This is a genomic window from Nonomuraea sp. NPDC000554 (genome assembly GCF_040300065.1).
Taxonomy (GTDB): domain Bacteria; phylum Actinomycetota; class Actinomycetes; order Streptosporangiales; family Streptosporangiaceae; genus Nonomuraea.
In genome coordinates this window covers 1-24,293 of the sequence record NZ_JBEPDC010000043.1, presented here as the reverse complement: position 1 = coordinate 24,293, position 24,293 = coordinate 1, and the positions used below count along the sequence as shown (strand labels likewise).

Here is a 24,293-nt window from a genome sequence, read left to right as displayed (position 1 = left end):
CGGGTGGAGCGCGCACGCGAAGCCATCGGCCGGGCTCACTCGTGGACACCGGTCGGGGCCCACGGCGGCCAGCACGGACGCGGCCGCCGCGCCTCGATGCCCTGCCCCGGCCGGCGGCGGGACCAGCTCAGGGGGCGATCGGCAGCTGTCGCTTGTGCTCGGTGAGCCGGTAGCGGCGGACCATGGCCACGAAGGCGGCCTCATCGACCGGCTTGCCTTCCAGGAGGTCGTCGATGTCGTCGTAGGTGACGCCGAGCGCCTCCTCGTCGGGCCTGCCCGGGTTCAGTGTCTCCAGGTCTGCGGTCGGGGTCTTCCGAATCAGCGCGGACGGCGCGCCCAGAGCCTGCGACATGGCCCGTACGCGCCGCTTGGTGAGGCCGGTGAGCGGAACCACATCGGCCGCGCCATCGCCGAACTTGGTGAAGAAGCCGGAGACCGCCTCGGCAGCGTGGTCGGTGCCCACCACCAGGCCTTCGTGCGCGCCCGCCACCGCGTACTGAGCAATCATGCGCTGCCGGGCCTTGATGTTGCCGTGCACGAAGTCCTGGTGATGCGCGTCGCGGAAGAGCATGCCGCTGGCCAGCACCGCCTCCAGCGCGGCGTCGCTGGCGGACTTCACATCGACGGTCAGGACCCGGTCGGGCCGGATGAACTCCAGCGCCAGCTGCGCGTCCTTCTCGTCAGCCTGGGCGCCGTACGGTAGCCGCATCGCGAAGAACGTCGATTCCCGCCCGGCGGCACGGACCCGCTCGACCGCGAGCTGGCACAGCCGGCCCGCGGTCATGGAGTCCACACCGCCGCTGATGCCCAGCACCAACGAGCGCAGCCCCGTGGAGGTCAGCTGGTCGGCGAGGAAGGCCACCCGGCGCTCGATCTCCTGCTGTACGTCGAAGGACGCGCTCACCTGGAGATCCCGGGCGATCTCCTGCTGCAGGGATATGGACGCCAGGTCGGTCACGGTCGCTCCTCGGTCGGGCCCGTCGGCAGGTCGGCACGCGCCGCCGGGCCGGGGCCACAGACGCGCATAAAGGGACGGAAGCACTCTAGAGGAAGGGCGAGTTCGGCGAGCAGGTCGGCCCGCTCGGCGCCGGGAGTGGAGGGGGCGTGGTCGTGGCGGTCACGGTGATCGGGTCCTTCCGGCCGTTCTCGTTGCCTGGCACGAGGCAACAGTCGCGGGGGAAGCGGCCAGGGTGTGACCGCTTCTCAGGGCAATATGGGAGTCATGCCGAAGACCTCAGCGCGACTGCTGTCGCTGCTCTCGCTGCTCCAGGCGCGCCGGGACTGGCCGGGGGCGCTGCTGGCCGAGCGGCTGGACGTCAGCTCACGCACCGTGCGCCGCGATGTCGACCGCCTGCGCGAGCTCGGCTACCCCATCGTGGCCAGCAAAGGCCCCGACGGGGGGTACCGGCTCGGCGCCGGCACGGAACTGCCCCCGTTGCTGTTCGACGACGAGCAGGCCGTCGCCCTCGCCGTCGCCCTCCAGATCGCCGCCACCACCGGCGCCGGCATTGAGGAAGCCGCGGCGCGCGCGCTGAACACCGTCCGGCAGGTCATGCCCGCGCGGCTGCGCCACCGCATCGACACCCTCCAGGTCACCGCCGTCGAACGGCCCGCGACCCGACCGAACCCGCAGGTCGACAGCGGCGTGCTCATGACGCTGAGCACCGCCGTCCACGCCCGCGAAGTGCTGCGCTTCGACTACACGCCCGCATCCCCAACAGACGACGGCGTGCGGACCCCGCCGCGCCGGGTGCAGCCTCACCACCTCGTCACCTGGGGCGGACGCTGGTACCTCGTCGCCTGGGACCTCGACCGCGACGACTGGCGCACCTTCCGCGCCGACCGGATCTCCCCGCGCATCCCCACAGGGCCCCGCTTCACCCCGCGTGAACTGCCCGGAGGGAACGTGACCGCCTTCGTGACCAGCAGGTTCCAGGGCTCCGACGGCTCCGCCGGCTGGCCCTGCCGCGGCGAGGTGATCCTCGACCTCCCCGCCGCCGTCGTCTCCCGCTACACCCGCGAGGGACTCGTCGAGGAACTCGGCCCGGACCGCTGCCGGCTCGTCCTGGGCTCGTGGTCATGGCCCGGCCTGGCCGCCACCATCGGCAGGTTCGACGCCGACATCGAGGTCGTCGGGCCGACCGAACTCAAAGACGCCTTCGCGCGCCTGGCCCGCCGCTACGCCGACGCGGCGACCGACGGACCCACCGCGCTCACCGTCGCCCATGGTCAGGGCGGATGAGCAGCGCGCGGGCCTGGCAGACCCGGCGGTCGGCCAGGCCTCCAGGGTCGTTCAGCGGCCTACGCGCTGATGGGCGGCGTCGTCACGGCAGCAGGCCCTGTTCGAGGGCGGTGATCACGGCGGCCGTGCGGTCGGAGACGGACAGCTTCTTGAAGGTGCGCATGAGGTAGGTCTTGACCGTGGCCTCGCTGATGAACAGGCGCCGGCCGATGTCGGCGTTGGTGAGTCCCCGGCTGACGAGCTGGAGCACCTCGCGCTCCCGCTCCGTGAGGGGCGGCGGCTCCTTGGCGCGGGCCTGGAAGAGTTTGGGCGCCAGCGACGGGGTCAGCACGGTCTCGCCGCGGGCGGCGGCGTGGACCGCCGCGATCAGCTCGGCCCGGGAGCTGCCCTTGAGGAGGTAGCCGGCCGCGCCCGCCTCCACGGCGCGCAGGATGTCCGTGTCGCTGTCGTACGTCGTGACGATGACGACCTTGGTGCCCGGCGACTGCCGCATGATGTGGCCGGTCGCCTCGGCTCCGTCCATGCCGCCCATCCGCAGGTCCAGCAGGACGATGTCGGGGGTGAGCGCTCCGGCGAGGACGATGGCTTCCTCCCCGGATCCGGCCTGACCGACGACGGTGATCCCGTCGGCCGACTCCAGGATGGAGCTCAGGCCCTCCCGCACGACCGGGTGGTCGTCGACCAGCAGGACGCCGATCGTGTCATCGATGCTCATCGGCTGCCTCTCCGCTTTCCGGCACCGGCACGGTGACCTCGATGGTGGCGCCTTGTCCTGGGCTGCTGTCGACGGTCGCCGTCCCGCCGACTTCCAGCGCCCGGGTCCGCATGCCGCGCAACCCGAAGCCGTGCCTGTCGTCGTGTGCGGCGAAGCCCGGCCCGTCGTCGCGGACCAGGAGTCGTACGGTGTCGCCGCCGTAGGCCAGGACCACCTCGACGTGGCGCGCCGTCTCCGCGTGCTTGCGCACGTTGGCGATGGCCTCCTGCAGTGAGCGGAGCAGGACGACGCTGACCGCCATCGGCAGCGCCTGCTCCGGGCCCTCGACGGTCAGCCGTGCGGTCAGCGCGGTCTGCGCGCTCAGGCCGTCGACCTGCCGCCGTACGGCCTGGGTGAGCGAGCTCTCGCGCAGCGCGGGCGGCGCCAGCGCGGCGACGAACTCCCTGGCCTCCGCCAGGCTCTCCCTCGCCACCCGCCCGGCCACGCCGAGGTGGGAGCGGGCGCGGTCGGGTGCGGCCGTGACGTCGGACTCAGCGGCCTCCACCAGGCTGATGATGCTCGTCAGGCCCTGCGCGAGCGTGTCGTGGATCTCCCTGGACAGCCGCTCGCGTTCGGCGGAGACGCCCGCCTCGCGCGACAGCCGGGCCACGCGCTCCCGGTTCGTGCGCAGCTCCTCGATCAGTTCGGCGCGCTCCCTGCTCTGCCGCATGACCCGGATGATCCACAGCCCGAGGAGGACGGAGAACGCGATGCCCAGCAGCGGGATGGGCAGCACGTCGAGGACTTCGCGATCGAGCCGGCCGCCGCGCAACCACACCACCGTCACAGGCACCAGGTTCGCCAGCAGGACGACGGCGATGGCCGCGGGCGTCGACAGGCTCATCATCAGCAGCGGGACCACGGCGAACAGGGCGTAGGAGGCTTGCAGGTCGGCCGCCGCGGCCACGGTGAACAGCAGGAAGAGCCCGATGGCGAAGACGACGTTCCTGCGCCCGTAGGTCCTCTGGAGCATCAGGCCGCGGCCGAGCGCCGCGTACCAGGGCACCACGAGGGTCAGCGCGGCCAGCGCGACGACCCGGTGAGGCGGCTCGCTGCCGGACGTGAACAGCAGCATGGTGGTGACGACGTAGGAGACCGCGAAGTAGGTGTCCCAAAGGCCGAACCATGGCGTTCTCGACACGTCTCCCCCGGGCTTGGCGAACCGGGCCAGACCCTACCACTTCGCCTTTTGTCAGCCGATCGGTGGACAAAGGAAGTCGCCGATCAGTTGTCCTCCCGGCACCGCTCCGATCCCTAGCGTTGCGGATCAGAAGCACAAGCAACGCTAAGGACAGCAACGCATGAGCCCGTTCTGGACCGCCCTCATCGCCAGCGGCGCGATCCTGACCATCATCCTGGCGACCGATCTCGGCACCCGCCGCCTCACCACCTGGCGGATTCTCCGCTCGGTTCTCGCGGTCGTCGTCGTGGTCGCGTTCTTCGTCCGGTCACTCCCCCTGGACGGCAACGACCCCCTGCTGCAACTCGCGGGCATCGGCCTCGGACTCATCTGCGGGCTGATCGGCGGGACGCTCCTGCCTGCCCACCGGGAGGAGTCCGGCCACATCTTCACCGTCGGCGGCGTCGGCTACGCGCTCCTGTGGACGCTGCTCTCCGCCGCGCGGGTCGTCTTCGCCTACGGCTCCGAGCACTGGTTCGGCCCGGACATCGTCCGCTTCAGCATCAACTACCAGCTCAGCGGGCAGGACGTCTACGCCAACACCTTCGTCTTCATGGCGGTCGCCATGGTGCTGGCCCGGACCGGGGTGCTGATGGCCAAGCGCCGCCGTCTCGTCCGAGAGGCCGGGTGACCACGGTGCCGCGCACGGACGACGTACGGCTGCGACCGCCGCGCAACCAGCTCGACAGGCGGGCCATCAGCTGGTGGACCCTCCAGTCGACACTGTTCGCACTGCCCCTCCCCATCACCTTCGGGGTGCTGTACCTGTGCATCCCGCCCGCCCGGCCGGTCTTCGGCCCGCTCTTCCTCGCCTGCCTGGCGCCCGGCCTCGCCTACATGGCGGTCATGCCTGCCTGGCGCCACCGCGTCCACCGCTGGGAGATCACCGAAGAGGCGGTCTACACGACCTCGGGCTGGCTCTGGCAGCGGTGGCGTGTCGTGCCGCTGTCGCGCGTCCAGACCGTGGACACCCTGCGCGGGCCGCTCCAGCAGCTCTTCGGACTCTCCGGGATCACCGTGACCACCGCGTCCGCCGCCGGCCACGTGCAGATCAAGGGGCTGGACCACCGGGTCGCCGTCGAGGTGGCCGAGTACCTCGCCGCGCATGTCCACGTCACGCCGGGAGACGCCACATGAGCAGTACCGCCGGCTGGCTCCGGCTCGACGCCCGCCTGCTCCTGGTCAACCTGAGCGTGCTCGCCGCTCCCGTGGCCCTGCTCGCCGGCACGCTCCTGGTGACCGGCGGCGACCTCGACCTGCAGGCGATCATCTCTCTCGGCTCGCTCCTTCTGGCCATCCTCGCCGTCACCGGGATCGGCCTGATGCGGCTGATCACCACCCGCTACCGCGTCACGCCCGAACAGGTCGAGTTCCGCTCGGGGCTGCTCTTCCGCAGCCACCGCACGATCCCGGTCAATCGCGTCCGCACCGTCGACCTCGACGCCAACCCGGTGCACCGGGTCTTCGGGCTCACCTCGCTGCGCATCGGCACCGGCTCCGGCCGTGACCTGTCGCTGAACGGCATCAGCAGGCAGCAGGCCGCCACGCTGCGGCGGCAGATCCTCGACCGCCGCGGCTCCGGGCGACACGCGGCGCCCGCCGCCGACGATCCCGTCGCCGAGCTGGACTGGGCCTGGCTGCGCTACGCGCCGCTCAGCGTCTGGGGCATCGGCAGCGTCTTCGCCGCCGCCGGCACCCTCTGGCGCACGCTGCGCGAGATGCGGATCGACCCTCTCGACCTGGGCATCGTCAAGGATGTCGTGATCCGGTTCGGCGCGGTCCCCCTCTGGTTCGGCGTCCTGTCCGCCGTGCTCGTCATCGCCGCGGCCGGGGCGGCGGTCTCCACAGCCGCCTTCGTCGAAGGCTGGTACGGTTACCGTCTCGACCGCGAAGGCGACGGCGACCTCCACGTACGGCGAGGCCTGCTGGTCTCCCGATCCGTCACCATCGAAGGGCGGCACCTGCGCGGCGTCGAGATCTCCGAGCCGATGCTGATGCGCTGGACCGGCGGCGCCCGTCTGAACGCCATCGCCAGCGGTCTCGGCGACCGCGACGAGAACCGCCGCCGCCGCTTGCTCTCCCCTCCGGGGCCACGCGCCGAGGCTCTCCGGGTCGTCGCCGCGATCCAGGAGCCTGCTCCGGCAGCGCTCAGGCCGCACCCCCGCATCGCTCTGCGCAGGAGGGTCAACGGGGCGCTGGTCGTCGTCGCGCTGATCATCGCGCCGCTCCTGTGCCTCGGCCTGTGGCCCGCCGCCTGGATCACGGCGCTCGTCCTGCTGCCGGCCGCGGTCGCCCTGGCCTGGGACGCCTACCGTGCCCTCGGCCACGGCATCCAGGGCCGTCACCTGGTCGCCAGGGCCGGCGTCCTCGACCGCCGCACGGCCGTCCTCCAGCGGGACGGGATCATCGGGTGGAGCATCTCCCGCTCGCCCTTCCAGCGCCGCCACGGGCTGGTCACCCTGGGCGCCACCACTGCCGCCGGCGACGGCTGCTACAAGGTCAGGGACGTGCCCGTCTCCGCAGGGCTCCGGTTCGCCGAGGAAGCGGTGCCCGGACTGCTCACCCGCTTCCTCGTCCGCGAGTGACCTTTACAATGTAGATTTCTAAACCGGTCTTCCTCGCCGGCTACTGGAACCGCACCACTCGCCGGGGTCAGGCGCGCGTTCGAGACGGAGATCGCCGAGCAGCACCCCGACGAGCGCGTCGCCCGGCGCACCCTCGACAAGCCGCACCACGCCGGAGTCGTCACCTTGTGCTGGTGTCATGCCTGCGCGCCGCTCACGACCGCTGCCCTGATGGGTAGATGCTCCCGGAGACCGCCTACCACGGCGTGCTCGGAGACTACTTCGCCGAGCACGCCGACATCAGCCCGTACAACGCCTACACCGATCGGCCCGCGATGCTGGACCTCGTCGGTGACGTCGCCGGTGCGAAGATCCTCGATGTCGGCTGCGGAGCCGGGCACTACGCGGCCGAGCTGCTGGCGCGTGGTGCCGAGGTGGTGGGTGTCGACGGCAGTGCCACGCTGCTGGATCACGCGCGGGCGCGTGCGGGTAGGCGGGCCAAGCTCCTTCTGCACGATCTGGAGGAGCCACTGGACTTCGCCGGCGACGCGTCGTTCGACGGAGTCGTGTGCGCGCTGGTGTTGCACCACGTCACCCGTCGCGCGCAGTTGCTGGGCGAGCTGCGCCGGGTGCTGCGGCCCGGGGCCGGCTCCTGGTCTCGACGACCCATCCGGCAGCCGACTGGCGCCACTTCGGCGGCTCGTACTACGCCGACGACTGGGTCGAACTCCCCTGAACGGCAGCCCGTTCTCGATCCGTTTCCAGCGGATGCCGTTGGAGACGTTCCTGGGTGAGCTGCTGGCCGCTGGATTCGTCCTGGAGCGACTCATCGAGCCGCGCCCGGTGGCCGGCCTGCGAGAGGTCAACGAGGCGGCTTACAACAGGCTGCGTCGGGCGCCGTCCTTCGTCGCCGTCAAGCTTGCGCGCCCTTGACCGCAGGTACGGCTTCGCGGCGGCGATCACGGCGTCGCTGTCGGAGAGGACGGTCCGTCCGCGGATCTGGCCCGCCTCGGCCCGTGCCGGAAGCGCGACCCCGGCGGTCATGAGCTGGACCAGGGCCGCGAGGACGCGCTTCATCGCTCGACCCCGTTGACGAAGACGTGCCGCATCGTCAGGTCGTCGGTGAACGCGATCTTGTCGGGGCCGGTGACGCCGGTGAACAGGCACTTCTCCAGATGCACACCGACCAGGTGGTCGCTCTCCAGCCCGACGAGGTTGAGCACCGCGTCGGCGCCGTCGATCCTGCACTTCTCCAGCCGGATGTCGCGCACCGACACGGGCAGCGTGCCACCCTCGTTGCTCGCGTAGGCCAGGTTGACGAAGACGATCTCGCGGTCCACGTCCTGGCCGGTGAACGTGCGGACGTACACGCCCTCCACGAAGCTGCCGCGCTTCTTGCTGGCCTTGATGTAGACCGGATATTTCACCGGATAGTTGCCGGGGAAGTCCGGCGAATTGATCACGCAGCGCTCGGCGAAGACGTTGCGGACGCCGCCCGACATCTCGCTGCCCACCGTGATGCCGCCCCAGCGTCCGGAGAAGGAGCAGTCCTGGACGACGATGTTCTCGCTGGGCACGCCCACCCTGCGGCCGTCGGCGTCGCGCCCCGACTTGACCGCCACGCAGTCGTCGTTCGTGTTGAACCGGCAACCGCGGATGTGCACGTAGGACGACGCCTCAGGGTCGCAGCCATCGGTGTTGTACAGCGTGCTGACCACGGTGATGCCGCTCACGGTGACGTTGGTCGACAGGACCGGGTTGACCGTCCACATGGCCGGCTCGAGGATCGTGACGTCGCTGACCAGGATGTTCTGACATTTCACGAACTGGACCATGGCGGGGCGCAGGTAGTGGCCCGCGCCGAACACGCGCTGCTCCACTGGCACGTCATCGTCGCCCATCTTGCGCAGGGCCCGCTGGTCGGCTCCCTGCGGGCCGCCGTTGGCGTACCAGCTCTCCCACGGCCCCTTCCTCGCCTGGCCGTCGAGCGTGCCCTTGCCGGTGACGGCGATGTCGCGCTGACCGTAGGCGTAGATGAAGGGCGAGTAGTTGTAGCACTCGACGCCTTCCCAGCGGGTGAGGACGACCGGGAGGTAGGCGTTCGGATCGGTGCTGAAGGCGATCACGCCGCCCTCGGTGACGTGCAGGTCGACGTGGCTGAGCAGGTGGATGGCGCCCGTGAGGAACCGTCCCGACGGCACCATGACGTGCCCGCCGCCCGCCTCGTGGCACGCGGCTATCGCCGCCTTGAACGCGGCGGTGCAGTCGGTGGTGCCGTCTCCGGCCGCTCCGAACTGTGTGACGTCCCACCACTTGTCAGGGAAGCGCGGGGGTCGGATCTTTCGCAGGATCTTCGGTACCTGGTGCCACGGGTCTGCCGACTCGGGTGCTGCCTGAGCCACGGCCGTTCCGGGGACGAGAACGGCGGCGGCGAGTACTCCGCCAGTCTTCAGAAGGGATCGTCGTGATGGCATGGTCACCACCCGGGGGTACGAATACATCGGATCTCTGGAGCTTAAAACAGAACTCGCCGATGTTAAAGAAGATCCCTGTGAGTGCCGGTGCGGCGCATCGCCGGCCCCGCTTGACCGTGACGTCGGCCACCGCCCGGAACTCTTCGCCCGGCTTCCGCGCACCGCCAAGCCCCCTTCACGACGCCTGGGCACGGTGCCCACGCGCAGCCGGCGGCGTCGCTACCCTGTACCACCGGGGCACGCCGATCCCGCTCGGCGTGCCTGGGAACGCCAGGCGCCGAGCGCCGCCCTGGCGGCCGTCGGCGCGCGGCCCCGTCCCTGGGCCGGCCGAAGAAAGAGGATCTCAGTGAGCGACCGGGTACCTGGCGAGTTGCTGGAGATAGCCGAGGCCCTCATGCCGGGAACCTCCCTGAAAGCGGCACGGTTCGCCCGCGGCGGCATCCACGATGTCGTCCTGCTACCAGGGGTCGCGGCGGTGCGGGTCAGCCAACGCCCGTTGGGGACGGCGGAGCTGCCACAGCGGACCGAACTGCTGCGAGTGATCGCGGCGGCCGGGCTGCCGTTCGCGGTGCCTGAGCCGCTGACGCCGGTGATGATGTTCGGCGAGCGCGCCGCGGTCGCCGTCTCATGGCTCGACGGCGCCGGGCTGCCCGATGGAGTAGGCGATCCGGTGCGGATCGGCGAGCTTCTCGGGGCTCTGCGAGAGCTTGCCATCACCCCGGAGTTGCGAGCCGTACTGGGCGCACCGCGTACCTACACCGACGGCCATCACTGGGCCGACATCCTGGCCGAAGAGGTCATCCCGCGCCTGCCCGGCAAGTGGCGCGACGAAGGCCGGCGGCGCCTCGAAGCCGCGCTCGCCCTGGAACCGGTCCAGGACTGCCTCGTGCACGGTGATCTCGGCGGAGAGAACATCCACTGGAGTGCGGACGGCGAGCTGATCGGCGTCCTGGACTGGGATCGGGCCCATCTGTTCGACCCGGCGGTCGACGCCGCCACCGTGGGATGGGTACACGGCTGGGACAACCTCCGTGCAGCCGTCGACGACGCCACCTACCGACGCGCCCAGGTCTGGGATCGGACGTTCGGCGTCACGCATCTGGTCGCGGCGCTCGACGGCAGGCCCCTGGCGCACGTAGACAGCTATGTGCGGCACATCGTCGCCTGGCTGGAACACGACGCCGGCCCGCAGCAGCCCTAGCCTGCCAGGCGGGTCGGTCCGCACCGACACTTGAGGTCGGACAACGTGGCGATCTGCTCGCGCGACAGAGCCCGCCCGGAGCGCTGCTCCCTTCGCGTTCAGGCGCGCAGAGCAGCACGTTCGAATCGCCTCACACACTCTGTGTTAAGGTTCAGACGATCTCTCACCGTTGGGCTCATGCCTCGCCAACCAGCTTCTACGGGTCCCGATGACCCGGGGAAGGTGGGAGTCACACATCACATCCTGAAAAAGGTGCTCTGTGATGGTGGTGACAGTTCGGCGAGCCGGATTGCCCTCTGGCGAAGGAGCGCTTGGTCGCTCTTCTTCCTCACCAGGTGCCCGGCGTTCTGGTCCTCCGCACCGTGCCGAGGATCCGCTCTGAAACCGTGATCCGGCGTTAGCGCACCTTCTCGCGTCGCTTGCGCCATGTCGCGTTGTTCTGTTCTCGCCATCAGGCAGAGTCACGCGCTGCGCGTCCGGTGGTTGGAGCTTCGAGTTCATGGGTGTGCGTGCGGCGTGCCCGGTTCTCAGCTCACGACCGGTCGCCGCGTCACCAGGGAGGTCACCGCAGTGCTGCAAGACAAGTCCGCCGAGCCACCGGTCACGCAACGGCCGTGGCTGGTTCTCGGCATCCTCTGCATCGGCTTCTTCATGTCGTTGCTGGACGGAACCATCGTCAACATCGCCATCCCGACACTGATCCACAGCCTCGACGCCTCGTACGACCAGGTGTTGTGGGTCGTCGACGCCTACATGCTCGTCTTCTCGGTGCTGCTGATCAGCACGGGACGGCTCGGGGACATCTTCGGATACCGGCGCCTGTTCCTGAGCGGCATCTCCGTCTTCACCGTCGCCTCGGCCCTGTGCGGCCTCGCCGGCTCCCCGGCACAGCTACTGGCCGCGCGAGTGCTGCAGGGACTGGGCGGAGCGCTGCTGTTCCCCCAGGTGATCTCGTCGATCCTGACGATCTTCCCGCCGCGGATGCGCGGCCGGGCCTTCGGCGTCTTCGGCGCGATCGTGGGATTCGCCCCGATCGTGGGCCCGGTCATCGGGGGATTCGTCCTCGCCCACCTCGGCTGGCGCTGGATCTTCTTCATCAACGTCCCCATCGGTGTGGTCACCGCCGTTCTGGCCCTGATCTTCGCCCCTGCCATGCGCTCCGGACGCACCCACAGGCTCGACCTGATCGGCGTGGCCCTGGCCACCACGGGAGTGAGCGGCATCGTCTTCGGCCTGATCGAAGGAGAACGCTACGACTGGGGAACGATCACCGGGCCGATCAGCATCACCTCGATCATCATCGCCGGTGTCGTGCTGCTGGGACTGTTCGTCGTCTGGCAGCACCTCCAGCGCGGCGAACCGCTGACGCCGTTGAGCCTGTTCACCGGACGCAACTTCGCTGTCGGCAACTGGATCGGGTTCCTCTTCCAGCTCGGCATGATCGGCATCGCCTTCGTGCTCGTCCTCTATCTGCAGATGGCGCGCGGATACTCGCCGCTGCAGACCGGACTGGTCCTGCTGCCCAACGCCGTCCTCACCGCGATCGGGTCGGCCTACGCCGGTCGGCTGTCCGACAAGATCGGCGGCAAATACATCCTCATGGCGGGCATGACCCTGCTCGCCGCCGGACTCTTGGTCCTGGTCCTGATGACAGGCCCGCACAGCAGCGCCTGGCACCTGCTGCCCGGCCTGATCATCATCGGCATCGCCGGCGGAGCGACCTTCGCGCCGCTACAGCAGGCCACCATGGACGGCGTCGATCCCCGGCTCGCCGGCGCCGCCTCCGGTGTCTCCAGCACCACTCGTCAGATCGGCGGAGTTCTCGGCACGGCCGTCCTGGGCGCCATCCTGTCGGCCAGCCTCAGTTCGGCGCTCCACGACGAGGCGGCGACACAGGCCACTCACCTACCCGCAAACCTGGGCGCCCAGTTCATCGAGAACACCACCGCCGGCGCACAGCAGTTCAGCCCGCCCACACCCCCGGACGGCCTGACACCTGCGAACACCGCCCTGTTCGAACGCCTCGGCCACGAGGCCTTCGCGGCCGGTTTCGTCGACGCCATGCAGACCGCTCTCCTGGCCTCCGCAGGGGTCCTCGTCGTCGCCACCCTCTTCTGCTTCCTCTTCAGCACGCACCGCGAGAACGACACCGCCCGGCCCAGCACCGCCCATAGAGCCGAAACCACAGCACAAGACTGAGCACCACCATGAACGGGCGCGGCACCACACCGCGCCCGTTCATGTCAGCCGAGGAGCCCGCGAGGTCGAGTTCGCCCTCGCGGGTTTGTGCGCCGGCTGCGACGGCGCGTCGCATTCGGTCAGAGGCGCCGCTCGCGCACGGAACGCTGTCAGAGGGTGAAGTCCCGGTCCAGGGGGAAGATCGGCCGCGTGAGGTTCTGGTACGGCAGGCGCTGCAGGTCCTGGTCGACGCCGCCGGGCGTGAGCGCGAGCATCCAGTCGGCGGCGGCCTCGAACAGCTCGGGCTCCAGGTAGCCGATCTTGACGGTGACCACGTCGGTGTCGGCGACGTCCACGCCGAGGCGGCGGTAGGACTCCAGCAGGCGGTACTGCATGCGGCGCGAGGTCAGGAACACGCTCAGCCCGCCGACGCGGACGCTGGCCACCCGGCCGCCGTCGGGGTCGTCGGCCAGCGCCTCCAGTGTGCCCTCCAGCAGCAGCGGACCCGGCTCGCGGGTGTCGATGCGGCCGCCTGCGGGCACGCTGACCGGAGAGCCGACCGGCAGGTGCCCGATGCGCGCCACGGCCTCGGGGTCGAACAGCGAGGCGAACACCGCGCGCACCGACCCGTCGCGGATCTCGGGCCTGTCCAGCATCCGGGCCAGCGCATAGGTGACGTCGTCGGCGCCGCCTGCGCCCGGGTTGTCGCCGGAGTCGCTGATGAAGTACGGGCGGGCCGCGCCGTCCTTCAGCGCCGCGTCCAGGCATTCGTCCATCGAGCCCGTGGGCGCCACGAACGCGAAGTCCTCGCGCGCCTGCCAGAACGCCTGGCCGAGCTCGTGCGCGGCCTGGTCGGTGGCGGCGGCGTCGGTGCCGGTGGCCACGACCGCGCCCATGCAGCGCGGCTCGTCGGCCCAGGCGAAGCCGATCCAGATGGCCGCGTCGATCACGCCCGGCCGGGCCTCGATGGCGGGGATGCGGGCGTACAGGCTCTTGGCGGGTTCGATGCGGGTGCTGGTCATCTCGCCGGGCAGCAGGATCGGCACGTGCACCAGCCTCTTGTGCGGCCGCTCGCCTTGGCGCAGCGCGTCGATGAGGTTGCGGGCGGCGCGCTCGCGGGTCTCCCACACGTCCACGTGCGGCGCGGTGCGGTAGCAGGTCAGCAGGTCGCAGCCGTCGAACAGGGTGCGGGAGACGTTGCCGTGCAGGTCCATCGCCGTCGACACCAGCGGTTCGGCCCCGATCACCTGGCGGATGGCGGTGATCAGGTCACCCTCGGCGTCCTGGCGGCCGACCACGCTCATCGCGCCGTGGATGTCCAGCAGCATCCCGTCGAAGGAGCCCTGCGCCAGGCCGTCGACGATCTCGGCCTTCCAGGCGTCGTAGGCGGCCGTCTCGACCGCGCCGCCGGGCAGGGCGCGGGCGTGCACCAGCGGCACCCACTCCACCTCGGCCGCCCACGCCTCGTTCAGCCAGCCGTACCTGTCGAGCAGGGCCTGACCACGGGTGACGTCGAAGTCGGCGACGCCGCTCAGGTGCGGCGAGAAGGTGCTGGACTCGATGTGGATGCCGCCGATGGCGACGCGGAGGGGGCGGGACACGATGGCAGAGCTCCTTCAGGCGGTTGATGCGCGCACCAGCTGGCCGAGCCCGATCAGGGCCGCGTCCGGGCCGGCCAGGCTGGCTTCGATGGACAGGGACTGGGTCAGCGACGGCAGGCAGCGTTCGTAGAGCATGCCCTTGGCGGCCGCCACGTAGACGTCCAGGCTCGACAGCGAGCCGCCGATGACGATGCTGTCGGGGTTGAGGAAGTTGACCAGGCCCGACAGCGCCACACCCAGCAGGCGGCCCGCCTGGCGCACCAGGGTGACCACGGCCGGGTCGGCGTTCTCGGTGGCGGCGACGACGTCGCGGGTGCTGGCCACGGCGAGGCCGCGCTCGGCCAGCTGGCGGGCCAGCGCGGCGCCGCTGGCGACGGTCTCCAGGCAGCCGCGGCTGCCGCAGGAGCACTCGCGCTCGCCGCTGTCGGCCACCCGCACGTGGGTGACGTCGCCGCTCAGGCCGCGCCCGCCGCGGTAGACCTGGCCGCCGGAGACGAGGCAGGCGCCGATGCCGGTGCCGGCCTTGACGTAGATCATGTCGCCGGCCTCGCGGCGGGTGGCGTGCTCGCCGACCGCCGCGGCCTTGGCGTCGTTGTCGACGACCACGCCGACCTGGAAGCGGGCGCGCAGGTCGGTCTGCACGTCGTAGCCGCTCCAGCCGGGCATGCGGGCCGGGCCGATGAGCCGGCCGTGCGGGAAGTCCACCGGCCCCGGCAGCGCCACGCCGACGGCCAGCAGACTCTGGCCGGGCGCCTTGGCGGTCCTGATGCGGTCGAAGGCCTCGCTCACTTCGTCGAAGATCCTGGCGGGGCCTGCTCCTATGTCGATGGCGGTCTCCTCGGCCGCCAGCAGCCGCCCGCTCGGTGAGCACAGCCCGACGCGGACATGGCTGGCGCCCAGCTCGGCCACGGCGTAGACGCCGCCCGCGTCGCGCAGGCGCAGGATCCTGGGCCGGCGCCCGCCGGTGGACCGGCCGACGCCCTCCTCCAGGACGGCGCCGTCCTCCAGCAGGCGGCGCACCACCGTGGACACCGTCGAGGGGGCGACCTGCAGGATCTCCACCAAGTCCGCGCGGGAGGTGGCCTTGCCGCTCGCCAGAAGGCTGAGCGCCTGCTCGCGCAGGGTGGCGGGATCCGACATGCCTCTCCTCCCTGATGAGCCCGGTGCAGGAGCCCATCATCGAGCGCGACGAAGATCATCGAAAGATGTCTCGACCGCAGACCCTATACCGAACTAAGTCCGGTGAACAAAGTGGATTTTTCCGATTGACTTCCTGCAAACCCATCTATACATTCTCCCGCTGAGCGGCCCCCAGAAGGGCACGCGCACGTTCGACGAGGAGAACCATGGGGACGAGAATCCGCATCGTGAGCGGCCTGGCCGCCCTCGGGCTCGGCCTGACCGCCTGCAGCGGCGGCGCCGGAAGCAGTTCGCAACAAGGCGGCGCCCAAGGCAAGGACACCGTCACGGTGGCCTTCCGTACGCCCAACTGGATCCTGCCGATCTCGGCCCCTGGCTTCACCCAGGGCGAGAACGAGATCTTCTCCACCGCCCTGTACCGCAAGCTGTACGCCTACAAGCTCGATGGCGCCAGCGCCGACAACATCGACACCGAGCGCTCGCTGGCCCAGCCGCCGGCCGTCAGCGACGGCGGCAAGACGCTGACCATCACGCTCAAGGACAACACCTGGTCCGACGGCAAGCCCATCACCACCAAGGACATCCAGTTCTGGTGGGACCTGGTCACCGCCAACAAGGACAAGTGGGCCTCCTACAAGCCCGGCGGGTTCCCCGACAACATCGCCGAGTTCAAGGTCAAGGACGACAAGACCTTCTCCTTCACCACCAAGAAGGCCTACAACACCGCCTGGTTCGCCGACAACCAGCTCAACCGCATCGTCCCGATCCCCCAGCACGCCTGGGACAAGGGCGACGCCAAGCAGACCTTCACCGAGCTGACCGACGCCGCCAAGGACCCCAAGTCCTACGCCACCAACCCGCTGTGGAAGACCAACAGCGGCCCGTGGAAGCTGGCAAGTTACGTCCCCAACGGCGAGGTCGTCCTGGCCAAGCAGGACACCTACTCCGGCAGCGACAAGCCCAAGCTGAACAAGATCGTGCTGCGGCCGTTCACCGGCGACGACGCCGAGTTCAACGTGCTGCGCGCCGGCCAGATCGACTATGGCTACATCCCGCCGGCCAACCTGTCGCAGAAGGCGTACCTGGAGTCCAAGGACTACAAGATCTCCCCCTGGTACGGGTGGTCGATCACCTACCTGCCGCTCAACTTCAACAACCCCAAGACGGGCGTGCTGTTCAAGCAGCCCTACCTGCGCCAGGCGCTGCAGATGCTCATCGACCAGCCGACCATCAGCAAGGTCATCTGGTCCGACATGGCCGCCCCCACCTGCGGCCCCGTCCCGGCCAAGCCCGGCGCCCCCGCCGGCCAGGGTTGCGCCTACGGCTTCGACCCGGCCAAGGCCAAGCAGCTGCTGGAGGCCAACGGCTGGAAGGTCGTCCCCGACGGGCAGACCACCTGCCAGGACGCCGCCAAGTGCGGTGACGGCATCGCCGCGGGCACGCCGCTGAGCTTCACCGTCACCAGCCAGTCCGGCTTCACCGCCACGTCCAAGATGTTCGCCGAGATCAAGTCGCAGATGGCCAAGCTCGGCATCCAGCTGGCCATCAAGGAGGTGCCCGACTCGGTCGCGGTCACCCCGGCCTGCAAGCCCTCCGACGCCAAGTGCTCGTGGGACATGTCCTACTTCGGCTCCCAGGGCAGCTGGTACTACCCGGCCTTCGCCTCCGGCGAGCGCCTGTTCCAGACCGACGCTCCCGTCAACCTCGGCAGCTACTCCAACGCCGAGGCCGACAAGCTCATCGACAAGGCGCAGTTCTCCGCCGACGCCGGCGCCCTTCAGGAGTACAACGACTTCCTGGCCAAGGACCTGCCGGTGCTGTGGATGCCCAACCCCGTCTACCAGATCTCGGCCTACAAGTCAGGTCTGCAGGGCGTCGACCCGCAGGACCCGATGAACCTGATGTACTTCCAAGACTGGTCCTGGAAGAGCTGACCCGGTGGCCCGCTACCTCCTGATGCGCCTGGGCCAGGCCCTGGTCATCGTGATCCTGGTGACGCTGATCACGTTCGTGATCCTGCACTTCCTGCCAGGCGGCGCGGCGCGGGCGATCTTGGGCAAGGAAGCGACGCTGGAACAGATCGCCGCCTTCAACCACGAGATGGGATACGACCGGCCGCTGTGGGAACAGTACGCGCTGTACCTGCAGCGGCTGGTCCGCGGCGATCTGGGTTACTCCTTCCAGCTCAACCAGTCGGTGGCCGAGGCCATCGGCCAGCGCCTGCCCAAGACCATGCTGCTGTCGCTGGCCTCGACCCTGCTGGCGGTCGTGGTGGCCATCCCCCTGGGCGTGGTGCAGGCCGTACGCCGCAACAAGTGGCCCGACTACACCATCAACGCCGCCTCCCTGCTGGCCTACGCCACACCGATCTTCTTCATGGGCCTCATGATGATCATCCTGTTCTCGCAGGTCTGGCCGATCCTGCCGCCCGAGGCGCCGCAGGGCTTCACCCTGGCCGAGGTGCTGGGCGAACCGGCCGGATTGGTGCTGCCCACTCTCACGCTGGCCATCCTCACCGTTGCGGTCTACTCCCGCTACGTGCGCTCGTCCATGGTCGACAACCTGAACGAGAACTACGTGCGCACCGCCCGCAGCAAGGGCCTGTCGGAGGGCCGGGTGATTGTCGGGCACACGCTGCGCAACGGCCTGTTCCCCATCATCACCCTGCTCGGCATGTACCTGCCCGCGCTGTTCTCCGGCGCCCTGGTGGTGGAGCGGCTGTTCAACTACCCGGGCATGGGGTTGCTGTTCTGGCAGTCGGCGCTCAAGCGCGACTATCCGATCCTGCTCGGCGTCACGCTGCTGATCTCGGTGGCCACCGTGCTCGGCGCGCTGGTGGCCGACGTGCTCTACGCCGCGGTCGACCCGCGCGTGCGACTCAAGGCGGGCCGCTCATGACCACCACGACCTCCGTACAGGAAGACGAAGCACCGGTCCGCGCCATGTGGCGCCAGGGCCTGGAGGTGTTCTGCGAGAACCGGCTCGCCCTGGTCGGCGTGGCCATCTTCGTCCTGCTGGCCGCCTTCTCCTTCCTCGGGCCGATCTTCTACCACACCGACCAGGTGCACACCGACCTGGCCAAGGTCTTCCTGTCCCCCGGTACGGCAGGCCACCCGCTCGGCACCGACGGCGTCGGCTACGACCAGCTCGGCCGCCTGATGGTGGGCGGCCAGACCTCCATCGTGGTCGGCCTGGCCGCCGGACTGCTGGCCACCGTCGTCGGCACCGTGTGGGGCGCCATCGCCGGATTCGCCGGCGGCTGGGCGGACGCGGTCATGATGCGCGTGGTCGACGCCATGATGTCGATCCCGGCGTTGTTCCTGTTCATGCTCATGGCCTCGATCGTCACGCCGACCGTGCCGATGCTCATCGTCATCATCGGCGCCTTCGCCTGGCTCGGCCCGGCCCGCCTGGTCCGCGGCGAGGCGCTCACGCTGCGCACCCGCGAGTACGTCATGGCCATGCGCGGCATGGGCGGCACCGGCGGACGCGCCGTACGCAGGCACATCATCCCCAACGCGATCGGCACCGTGATCGTCAACGCCACCTTCCAGATCGCCGACGCGATCCTGTACGTGGCCTACCTGTCCTTCCTGGGCTTGGGCGTGCCGCCGCCCGCGGCCAACTGGGGCGGCATGCTCTCCGACGGGCTGTCCGACACCTTCAGCGGCCACTGGTGGCTGCTGTATCCGCCGGGAATCGCCATCATCCTCATCGTGCTCGCCTTCAACTTCATCGGCGACGGGCTGAGGGACGTCTTCGAGGTCCGCCTCCGGCGGCGCTAGCAGGAGCGATACGAATGAGCTTGTTGCGGCTTGTCGACCTCAACACCGACATCGCGCTGCGGCGCGGCACCGTGCACGCCCTCGACCAGGTCAACCTGGAGGTACGACAGGGCGAAACGCTCGGCATCGTGGGCGAGTCGGGCAGCGGCAAGACCATGACCGTACTGTCGATCATGGGGCTGCTGCCGCCCGGCGGCCAGGTCGTCGGTGGGCAGATCCTCTTCGACGGGCGCGACCTGCGCTCGCTGCCCGCCGAAGAGCTGCGCCGGGTGCGGGGCGTGGAGATGGGCATGGTCTTCCAGGACCCGCTCACCTCCCTCAACCCCACCATGCGCATCGGCGCCCAGGTCGCCGAACCCCTGCGCGTGCACCAGGGCCTGAGCAAGGCCGAGGCGCGTGAGCGGGCCATCGAGATCCTGCGTCGGGTCGGCATGCCCCGTCCCGACAAAATCGTCGACAACTACCCGCACCAGCTGTCGGGCGGCATGCGCCAGCGCGTGGTCATCGCCATGGCGCTCATCCGCTCCCCGCGCCTGCTCATCGCCGACGAGCCGACCACCGCACTGGACGTCACCACCCAGCGCCAGATCCTCGAACTCATCGACGACCTGCGCGAGGAGTTCAAGATGGCGGTCATCCTGGTCACCCACGACCTCGGAGTGATCGCCAGCCGCGCCGACCGGGTCGCCGTCATGTACGCCGGGCGGGTGGTGGAAACGGCCGGCACGGCCGAGCTGTTCCGCTCGCCGCGCCACCGCTACACCCAGGCGCTCATGAACGCGCTGCCGGAGTCGGCGGCCGACGGGCGGCTCTACAGCATTCCCGGGCTGCCGCCGGACCTGTCGCGGCCGCTGACCGGATGCCGCTTCGCGCCGCGCTGCCGCTTCGCCACCGACGAATGCCGCACCACCGACGTCCGGCTCATCACCGACGTCGCCGCTGCCGCCGAGGCCCGCAGTGCCGTCGATGCCGCGGAGGCGCACCAGTTCGCCTGTCTGCACCCCGTCACCGAGGCCGTCACGATCGCCGGTTCGGCCGAGGCCCCTCGGGTCGTGACCGACAAGGCCGGCACGATCCTGTCAGTGCGGGAACTGGTCAAGGAGTACGAGGCCGGCGGTGACGGCTTCGGCAGGAGCCCGGGCCGGGTCTCGGCCGTGGCCGGGGTGTCCTTCGACGTCAAGGCCGGCGAGACGCTCGGCATCGTGGGCGAGTCCGGCTGCGGCAAGTCCACCGTCGGCCGCCTGGTCGCCGGGCTTGAGACGCCCACCGGCGGCCAGATCGTCGTCGACGGCACCGACATCGCCGCCCTCGACCGGCGCGCCCGCCACCGCATGCACCGCGAGGTGCAGCTGATGTTCCAGGACAGCTACGCGGCCATGAACCCGCGCATGCGCATCGACGCCATCCTCTCCGAACCGCTGGAGATCCAGCAGGTCGGCGACTCCGTGGCTCGCCGCAACCGCATCAGCCAGCTGCTTGACCAGGTCGGGCTGTCGCGGCGGGCGCTGGAACGCTACCCGCACGAGTTCTCCGGCGGGCAGTTGCAGCGCATCGGGCTGGCCAGGTCGCTGGCGCTGGAACCCCGGCTCATCGTGGCCGACGAGCCGGTCAGCGCGCTGGACGTGTCCATCCAGGCGCAGGTGCTCAACCTCATGCGCGATCTGCAGACCGAGCTCGGCCTGTCGTACGTGTTCATCAGCCACGACCTGTCGGTGGTCGACTACATGGCCGACCGGATCGGCGTGATGTACCTCGGCAAGCTGGTCGAGGTCGGGCCCGCCCGCGAGGTGGTCCGCGCCGCGCGCCACCCTTACACCCAGGCGCTCATCGACGCCGTCCCCTCGCCGGACCCTGCGCACTCGCCCGCCCCGAGCACGGCCATCCGCGGCGAACTCCCCAGCGCCGTCAACCCGCCCACCGGCTGCCGCTTCCGCACCCGCTGCCCCGTGGCCCAGGACATCTGCGCCACGGAACCCCCGCTCCAGGGCGGCATCCACCAGGTCGCCTGCCACTTCCCCCTCCGCCAGGAAGCCGCCGTCCAACCCGCCGTCTAACGCGCCGTCACGTGCCCGAGCCCGCCTCCGGCACGTGACGCTCGCGCACGCCGGACACCGCCCGGTCACCTAGGCAGACGGTGATCAGAGCGTACTGACCGTCACAGCCAGTTCTCGCGGGCGGCGTGCCAGGCCAGCTGCATTCTGGTCTGGGCGCCGGCCTGCTCCATCAGGTGGGTGATCCGGCGCTGGACGGTCCGGTGCGACACCTTCAGCTGCGTGGCGATCGACTTGTCCGGCACGCCCGCCACCAGCAGCGAGAGCAGGTAGAGGTGGTCGGAGTCGAGCGGGCTGCCCGGCGTGGTGTGACTGACGGGGGTGGCCCGCTCCCAGAGGCTCTCGAACAGCGCCTTGAGCGCGTCCAGCAGGCTGCTCGGCCTGATCAGCGCCGCGGTGAGCTGGGTCAGCCCACCGGCGTGCTGGATCAGCGGGAGGACGCCCAGCTCGCCGTCGGCGATGAACATCCGCACCGGCAGGGTGGGCAGGGCACGCGCCTGCTCACCCAGCTTGATCCCGTCGGCGAGGTTGACCAGCATGCCTGGCTCCTCAAGCAGGGCGCGTTCGTACAGGACGCGGTAGCCCACCCCGCGTCGGAGCGCGGCCAGTTCCTCGGTGTTCTCCTGCGAGGACATCGCCACGTGCCCGGCCCGGCAGAGGCTGACGACCTCGTGGCGGGCGTTGTCCTGCAGCAGGCGCAACTGCTCGCGCAGGGCCGTCCTGCTGGTGATCACGTCAATCAGCTCGGCGGCCTCGCGGCGCCGTGAATGGGCCAGGTACTCCTCTCTGAGCTGCTCCACGGCCTGCCTGGCCCGGTCCAGCTCCTCCTGCCGCCTGTGCAGCCGGGCCGCGAGCGCCACGTCGGGCGCGACGGCGATGAACCTGTCGGGCTCTCCTGGGACGGCTCGCGCCAGGCCCGTGGCGAGCAGGGAGCCGAGCGCCCGTCGCGCCGCCTCGCTCTCGATGCCGAGCTCTTGTGCCAGCTCGGCGGGCTCGACCCCGGCGGTTCTGACCAGGATCCGGTAGGCGGCCTCCTCCTCGGCGCTCAGCCCGGCGGCGCTCAGCACGTCATTCGGGAGACCCGGTCGAGGATCTCCGCCATGGTCGGGGCCGAGGTGGCGAACACCGGAACGTGTGGTTCACCTGGCCATTGTAGGGAGACCGGTGCCGGTGTCCATGATGCATCGTCCTGGCCACCGACATCATCCGGCGCAGCCCGTGACGTGCCGGCCGCCCTCACTGGCGGCTCCGCCGCGGCGGGTCAGCTGCTCGCCGAGGAGTACCCGCGATCAGCGGGCGGGCTCGCCGACGGGGCGAACCGCCGCAGCTCCTGCGCGCTGGTGATGCGGAGGATCACCCCGGCCGCCAGCGCCGCGGTGACGAACCACAACGCGATGCTCACCAGGTCGAACTGGGCCGCGGTGACCATGCCTTCCAGGTCGTCGGCCCAGCGCAACAGGCTGCCGACCACCCTGGACACCAAGGAGCTGATCAGCCAGGCCGCCCACCAGGCGGTGATCAGGCCGGAGCGGGATGGCCGGTCGGCGCCGCCTCGTTGGGAGGCGCCCCAGATGTCGTCGACGATCTGCTTGGGGAACCAGAAGGCGATGATGGGCACTCCCCAGCCGAGGATCAGCCAGAACTTGGGGTGCCGGTGCCCCTGGGGCGCCAGCAACTCGGCGTTCGCCCTGACCCGGAACAGCCAGAGCAGGAACGCCACGCCGGCCACGACGAAGACCGCCGTCTCCACCATGCCTGACGCGGCGTAGATCGTGTCGCTCGTGTCGATCTCCGCGTCGCTGACGGATTCGGGGTCGTTGATGACGCGGTTGATGATCGCTACTTCCCGCAGGTCGATCACGGCGGCGGCGACGCCCACGAGGCAGTCGAGGGCCAGCGCGCCGAGAGCGACGTTGGCCATGCCGCGTATCGGACGTAACGGCGGTAGCGGTGGTAACGGCGGCGAGTACATGGTGCACACCTTCGCAACGGGGGGCTGATGACGGCCCGCCAGTATGGCCAGGCCGGCAAGCGGGACGGAAGAGAGTCCCCGACCTGGCACGCTTTCGTGATCATTTCGGCATCGGGACGGCCATCGGCGAACGTCGGACGGGTCCGGCCCTCCTGCCGGTAGGGCTGCGCGACGAAGACGGGGCCGCTCTTGGTGAGCCGGCACGAATCGGGGCGGCCACGCCGTGGCATACGGTCGCGGTGACACCCGAGCACCCCCCGGAGGACCGTTGATCGCGATCAGGGAGCTGCGCGAGATCGTGGAGTTCGAGCACGTCCTCGCGCTGTTCGAGGACATCTGGCACTTCGGGCCGGACGGCCGGCCGGTCACGGTGGAGCTGATGCGGGCGCTGTCGCACGCGGGCAACTACGTGGTCGGCGCCTTCGACGACGGCAGGCTTGTCGGCGGGTCGGTGGCCTTCCTCGCAGCGGACGCCACGCTGCACTCGCACGTCACCGGGGCCGCCATCGGGCGCGGCATCGGTTTCGCGCTCAAGCTGCACCAGCGCGAGTGGGCGCTGGAACGCGGGCTGAAGCGCGTCACGTGGACCTACGACCCGCTGGTGCGCCGCAACGCGCACTTCAACCTGGCCAAGCTGGGAGCCCGGCCGCGCGAGTACCTGCCCGCCTTCTACGGGGTCATGGACGACGCGATCAACCAGGGCGACGAGTCCGACCGGTTGCTCACCGTCTGGACGCTGTCCGCGCCGCACGTGAAGGCTCGGGTGCGGCGGGAGCCGCCTGCCGGCCGGGTGCCCACGGGCGCGGTGGTGGTGCTGGAGGACGAGGACGGGCGGCCGGCCGTCAGGCCCGATGACGGCGAGACCGTGCTCGTGGCGGTGCCCGAGGACATCGAGGCGTCGCGCAGGTCCGATCCCGGAGCGGCCAAGGCGTGGCGGCACGCCATGCGGGACGTCCTGGGCGGGCTGCTGGCCGAAGGCCGCACCGTCACGGGATTCCACAGAAAGAAGTACTACATTGTCGAAAAGCGCACCTTGGAGGCGGCGTGAAGATCACTGGAGTTGAGCTGCGCCGGATCGCGATGCCCCTGGTGGCGCCGTTCCGTACCTCGTTCGGCACGGAGACGGCCCGCGACGTGCTGCTGGTCAGGGC

The 24,293-nt window shown here is 70.1% G+C and carries 21 protein-coding genes; 13 read left to right on the top strand and 8 right to left on the bottom strand.

All coding sequences use genetic code 11. The features are described from left to right. Positions 1-127: 127 nt before the first annotated feature. On the bottom strand, positions 128-958 hold the full coding sequence (gene nadE, locus ABT294_RS46935) for an NAD(+) synthase (RefSeq protein ID WP_350813020.1): 831 nt from the start codon (positions 956-958) through the stop codon (positions 128-130). A gap of 264 nt (positions 959-1,222) precedes the next feature. Between nadE and ABT294_RS46930 the strand changes: the two genes are divergently transcribed. Then, positions 1,223-2,242, top strand: coding sequence for a helix-turn-helix transcriptional regulator (locus tag ABT294_RS46930; RefSeq protein ID WP_350813019.1), 1,020 nt, complete (start codon positions 1,223-1,225; stop codon positions 2,240-2,242). 82 nt (positions 2,243-2,324) lie between these two features. Here the strand turns inward: ABT294_RS46930 and ABT294_RS46925 are convergent, their stop codons facing one another. Both ABT294_RS46925 and ABT294_RS46920 read right to left on the bottom strand, forming a co-directional pair. Continuing rightward, on the bottom strand, positions 2,325-2,957 hold the full coding sequence (locus tag ABT294_RS46925; RefSeq protein WP_350813018.1) for a response regulator: 633 nt from the start codon (positions 2,955-2,957) through the stop codon (positions 2,325-2,327). Then, positions 2,944-4,137 carry a sensor histidine kinase gene (locus tag ABT294_RS46920; protein ID WP_350813017.1) on the bottom strand — a complete coding sequence of 398 codons (1,194 nt, stop codon included), beginning with the start codon at positions 4,135-4,137 and terminating at the stop codon, positions 2,944-2,946. Before ABT294_RS46920 ends, ABT294_RS46925 begins: the two co-directional genes overlap by 14 nt. Positions 4,138-4,297: 160 nt before the next feature. Here ABT294_RS46920 and ABT294_RS46915 point away from each other — a divergent pair, with 160 nt between their 5' ends. The 5 genes from ABT294_RS46915 (at position 4,298) to ABT294_RS46895 (ending at position 7,673) form a co-directional block, all read left to right on the top strand. Next, positions 4,298-4,807, top strand: a complete 510-nt coding sequence (locus ABT294_RS46915; RefSeq protein WP_350813016.1) for a hypothetical protein — start codon at positions 4,298-4,300, stop codon at positions 4,805-4,807. Then, positions 4,804-5,313 (top strand): PH domain-containing protein, encoded by a 510-nt coding sequence (locus ABT294_RS46910; RefSeq protein ID WP_350813015.1) that lies wholly within the window; start codon positions 4,804-4,806, stop codon positions 5,311-5,313. Before ABT294_RS46915 ends, ABT294_RS46910 begins: the two co-directional genes overlap by 4 nt. After that, complete coding sequence (locus ABT294_RS46905; protein WP_350813014.1) at positions 5,310-6,761, top strand: PH domain-containing protein; 1,452 nt, start codon at positions 5,310-5,312, stop codon at positions 6,759-6,761. Before ABT294_RS46910 ends, ABT294_RS46905 begins: the two co-directional genes overlap by 4 nt. Before the next feature lie 218 nt (positions 6,762-6,979). Then, a complete protein-coding gene (locus ABT294_RS46900; protein WP_350813013.1) occupies positions 6,980-7,534 on the top strand; it encodes a class I SAM-dependent methyltransferase in 555 nt (184 codons plus the stop codon). After that, positions 7,515-7,673 (top strand): hypothetical protein, encoded by a 159-nt coding sequence (locus ABT294_RS46895; RefSeq protein WP_350813012.1) that lies wholly within the window; start codon positions 7,515-7,517, stop codon positions 7,671-7,673. The genes ABT294_RS46900 and ABT294_RS46895 overlap by 20 nt, the downstream gene beginning before the upstream one ends. 140 nt (positions 7,674-7,813) lie before the next feature. Here ABT294_RS46895 and ABT294_RS46890 read toward each other — a convergent pair whose 3' ends face one another. Continuing rightward, the gene (locus tag ABT294_RS46890; protein ID WP_350813073.1) at positions 7,814-9,142 is read right to left on the bottom strand and encodes a glycoside hydrolase family 28 protein; all 1,329 of its coding nucleotides are present in this window, start codon (positions 9,140-9,142) and stop codon (positions 7,814-7,816) included. A gap of 418 nt (positions 9,143-9,560) precedes the next feature. Between ABT294_RS46890 and ABT294_RS46880 the strand changes: the two genes are divergently transcribed. Then, the gene (locus tag ABT294_RS46880; protein WP_350813011.1) at positions 9,561-10,415 is read left to right on the top strand and encodes a phosphotransferase; all 855 of its coding nucleotides are present in this window, start codon (positions 9,561-9,563) and stop codon (positions 10,413-10,415) included. A gap of 570 nt (positions 10,416-10,985) precedes the next feature. Continuing rightward, positions 10,986-12,614 carry a DHA2 family efflux MFS transporter permease subunit gene (locus ABT294_RS46875; RefSeq protein ID WP_350813010.1) on the top strand — a complete coding sequence of 543 codons (1,629 nt, stop codon included), beginning with the start codon at positions 10,986-10,988 and terminating at the stop codon, positions 12,612-12,614. 149 nt (positions 12,615-12,763) lie between these two features. Here the strand turns inward: ABT294_RS46875 and ABT294_RS46870 are convergent, their stop codons facing one another. Together ABT294_RS46870 and ABT294_RS46865 are read right to left on the bottom strand one after the other, a co-directional pair. Continuing rightward, the gene (locus tag ABT294_RS46870; protein WP_350813009.1) at positions 12,764-14,194 is read right to left on the bottom strand and encodes a M81 family metallopeptidase; all 1,431 of its coding nucleotides are present in this window, start codon (positions 14,192-14,194) and stop codon (positions 12,764-12,766) included. 15 nt (positions 14,195-14,209) lie between these two features. Next, a complete protein-coding gene (locus ABT294_RS46865; RefSeq protein ID WP_350813008.1) occupies positions 14,210-15,334 on the bottom strand; it encodes an ROK family transcriptional regulator in 1,125 nt (374 codons plus the stop codon). 206 nt (positions 15,335-15,540) lie between these two features. Here ABT294_RS46865 and ABT294_RS46860 point away from each other — a divergent pair, with 206 nt between their 5' ends. Genes ABT294_RS46860 through ABT294_RS46845 form a run of 4 tightly spaced genes read left to right on the top strand, consistent with a single transcriptional unit; the run spans position 15,541 to position 21,173 of the window. Continuing rightward, the gene (locus ABT294_RS46860; RefSeq protein ID WP_350813007.1) at positions 15,541-17,268 is read left to right on the top strand and encodes a peptide ABC transporter substrate-binding protein; all 1,728 of its coding nucleotides are present in this window, start codon (positions 15,541-15,543) and stop codon (positions 17,266-17,268) included. Between the two features lie 4 nt (positions 17,269-17,272). Next, positions 17,273-18,232: an ABC transporter permease gene (locus ABT294_RS46855; protein WP_350813006.1), complete on the top strand. Its 960-nt coding sequence runs from the start codon at positions 17,273-17,275 to the stop codon at positions 18,230-18,232. Continuing rightward, the gene (locus ABT294_RS46850) at positions 18,229-19,119 is read left to right on the top strand and encodes an ABC transporter permease (protein ID WP_350813005.1); all 891 of its coding nucleotides are present in this window, start codon (positions 18,229-18,231) and stop codon (positions 19,117-19,119) included. The genes ABT294_RS46855 and ABT294_RS46850 overlap by 4 nt, the downstream gene beginning before the upstream one ends. Positions 19,120-19,133: 14 nt before the next feature. Next, positions 19,134-21,173, top strand: coding sequence for an ABC transporter ATP-binding protein (locus ABT294_RS46845; RefSeq protein WP_350813004.1), 2,040 nt, complete (start codon positions 19,134-19,136; stop codon positions 21,171-21,173). Positions 21,174-21,274: 101 nt separating this feature from the next. On the opposite strand, the gene ABT294_RS46840 is transcribed toward ABT294_RS46845, so the two are convergent. Together ABT294_RS46840 and ABT294_RS46835 are read right to left on the bottom strand one after the other, a co-directional pair. Next, on the bottom strand, positions 21,275-22,237 hold the full coding sequence (locus tag ABT294_RS46840; RefSeq protein WP_350813003.1) for a helix-turn-helix domain-containing protein: 963 nt from the start codon (positions 22,235-22,237) through the stop codon (positions 21,275-21,277). Positions 22,238-22,431: 194 nt separating this feature from the next. Beyond that, a complete protein-coding gene (locus ABT294_RS46835) occupies positions 22,432-23,091 on the bottom strand; it encodes a DUF4328 domain-containing protein (protein WP_350813002.1) in 660 nt (219 codons plus the stop codon). A gap of 319 nt (positions 23,092-23,410) precedes the next feature. Here ABT294_RS46835 and ABT294_RS46830 point away from each other — a divergent pair, with 319 nt between their 5' ends. Next, entirely contained in the window at positions 23,411-24,190 is a 780-nt protein-coding gene (locus tag ABT294_RS46830; protein WP_350813001.1) for a GNAT family N-acetyltransferase, read from the top strand. The last annotated feature ends 103 nt before the right edge of the window (positions 24,191-24,293 follow it).

Bases quoted from the DNA above. Each gene is read 5' to 3' on its own strand.
- ABT294_RS46865 (WP_350813008.1), bottom strand. From the start codon at position 15,334: ATGTCGGATCCCGCCACCCTGCGCGAGCAGGCGCTCAGCCTTCTGGCG.
- ABT294_RS46860 (WP_350813007.1), top strand. From the start codon at position 15,541: ATGGGGACGAGAATCCGCATCGTGAGCGGCCTGGCCGCCCTCGGGCTC.
- ABT294_RS46905 (WP_350813014.1), top strand. From the start codon at position 5,310: ATGAGCAGTACCGCCGGCTGGCTCCGGCTCGACGCCCGCCTGCTCCTG.
- ABT294_RS46925 (WP_350813018.1), bottom strand. From the start codon at position 2,957: ATGAGCATCGATGACACGATCGGCGTCCTGCTGGTCGACGACCACCCG.
- ABT294_RS46915 (WP_350813016.1), top strand. From the start codon at position 4,298: ATGAGCCCGTTCTGGACCGCCCTCATCGCCAGCGGCGCGATCCTGACC.
- ABT294_RS46835 (WP_350813002.1), bottom strand. From the start codon at position 23,091: ATGGCCAACGTCGCTCTCGGCGCGCTGGCCCTCGACTGCCTCGTGGGC.
- ABT294_RS46930 (WP_350813019.1), top strand. From the start codon at position 1,223: ATGCCGAAGACCTCAGCGCGACTGCTGTCGCTGCTCTCGCTGCTCCAG.
- ABT294_RS46900 (WP_350813013.1), top strand. From the start codon at position 6,980: ATGCTCCCGGAGACCGCCTACCACGGCGTGCTCGGAGACTACTTCGCC.
- ABT294_RS46850 (WP_350813005.1), top strand. From the start codon at position 18,229: ATGACCACCACGACCTCCGTACAGGAAGACGAAGCACCGGTCCGCGCC.
- ABT294_RS46845 (WP_350813004.1), top strand. From the start codon at position 19,134: ATGAGCTTGTTGCGGCTTGTCGACCTCAACACCGACATCGCGCTGCGG.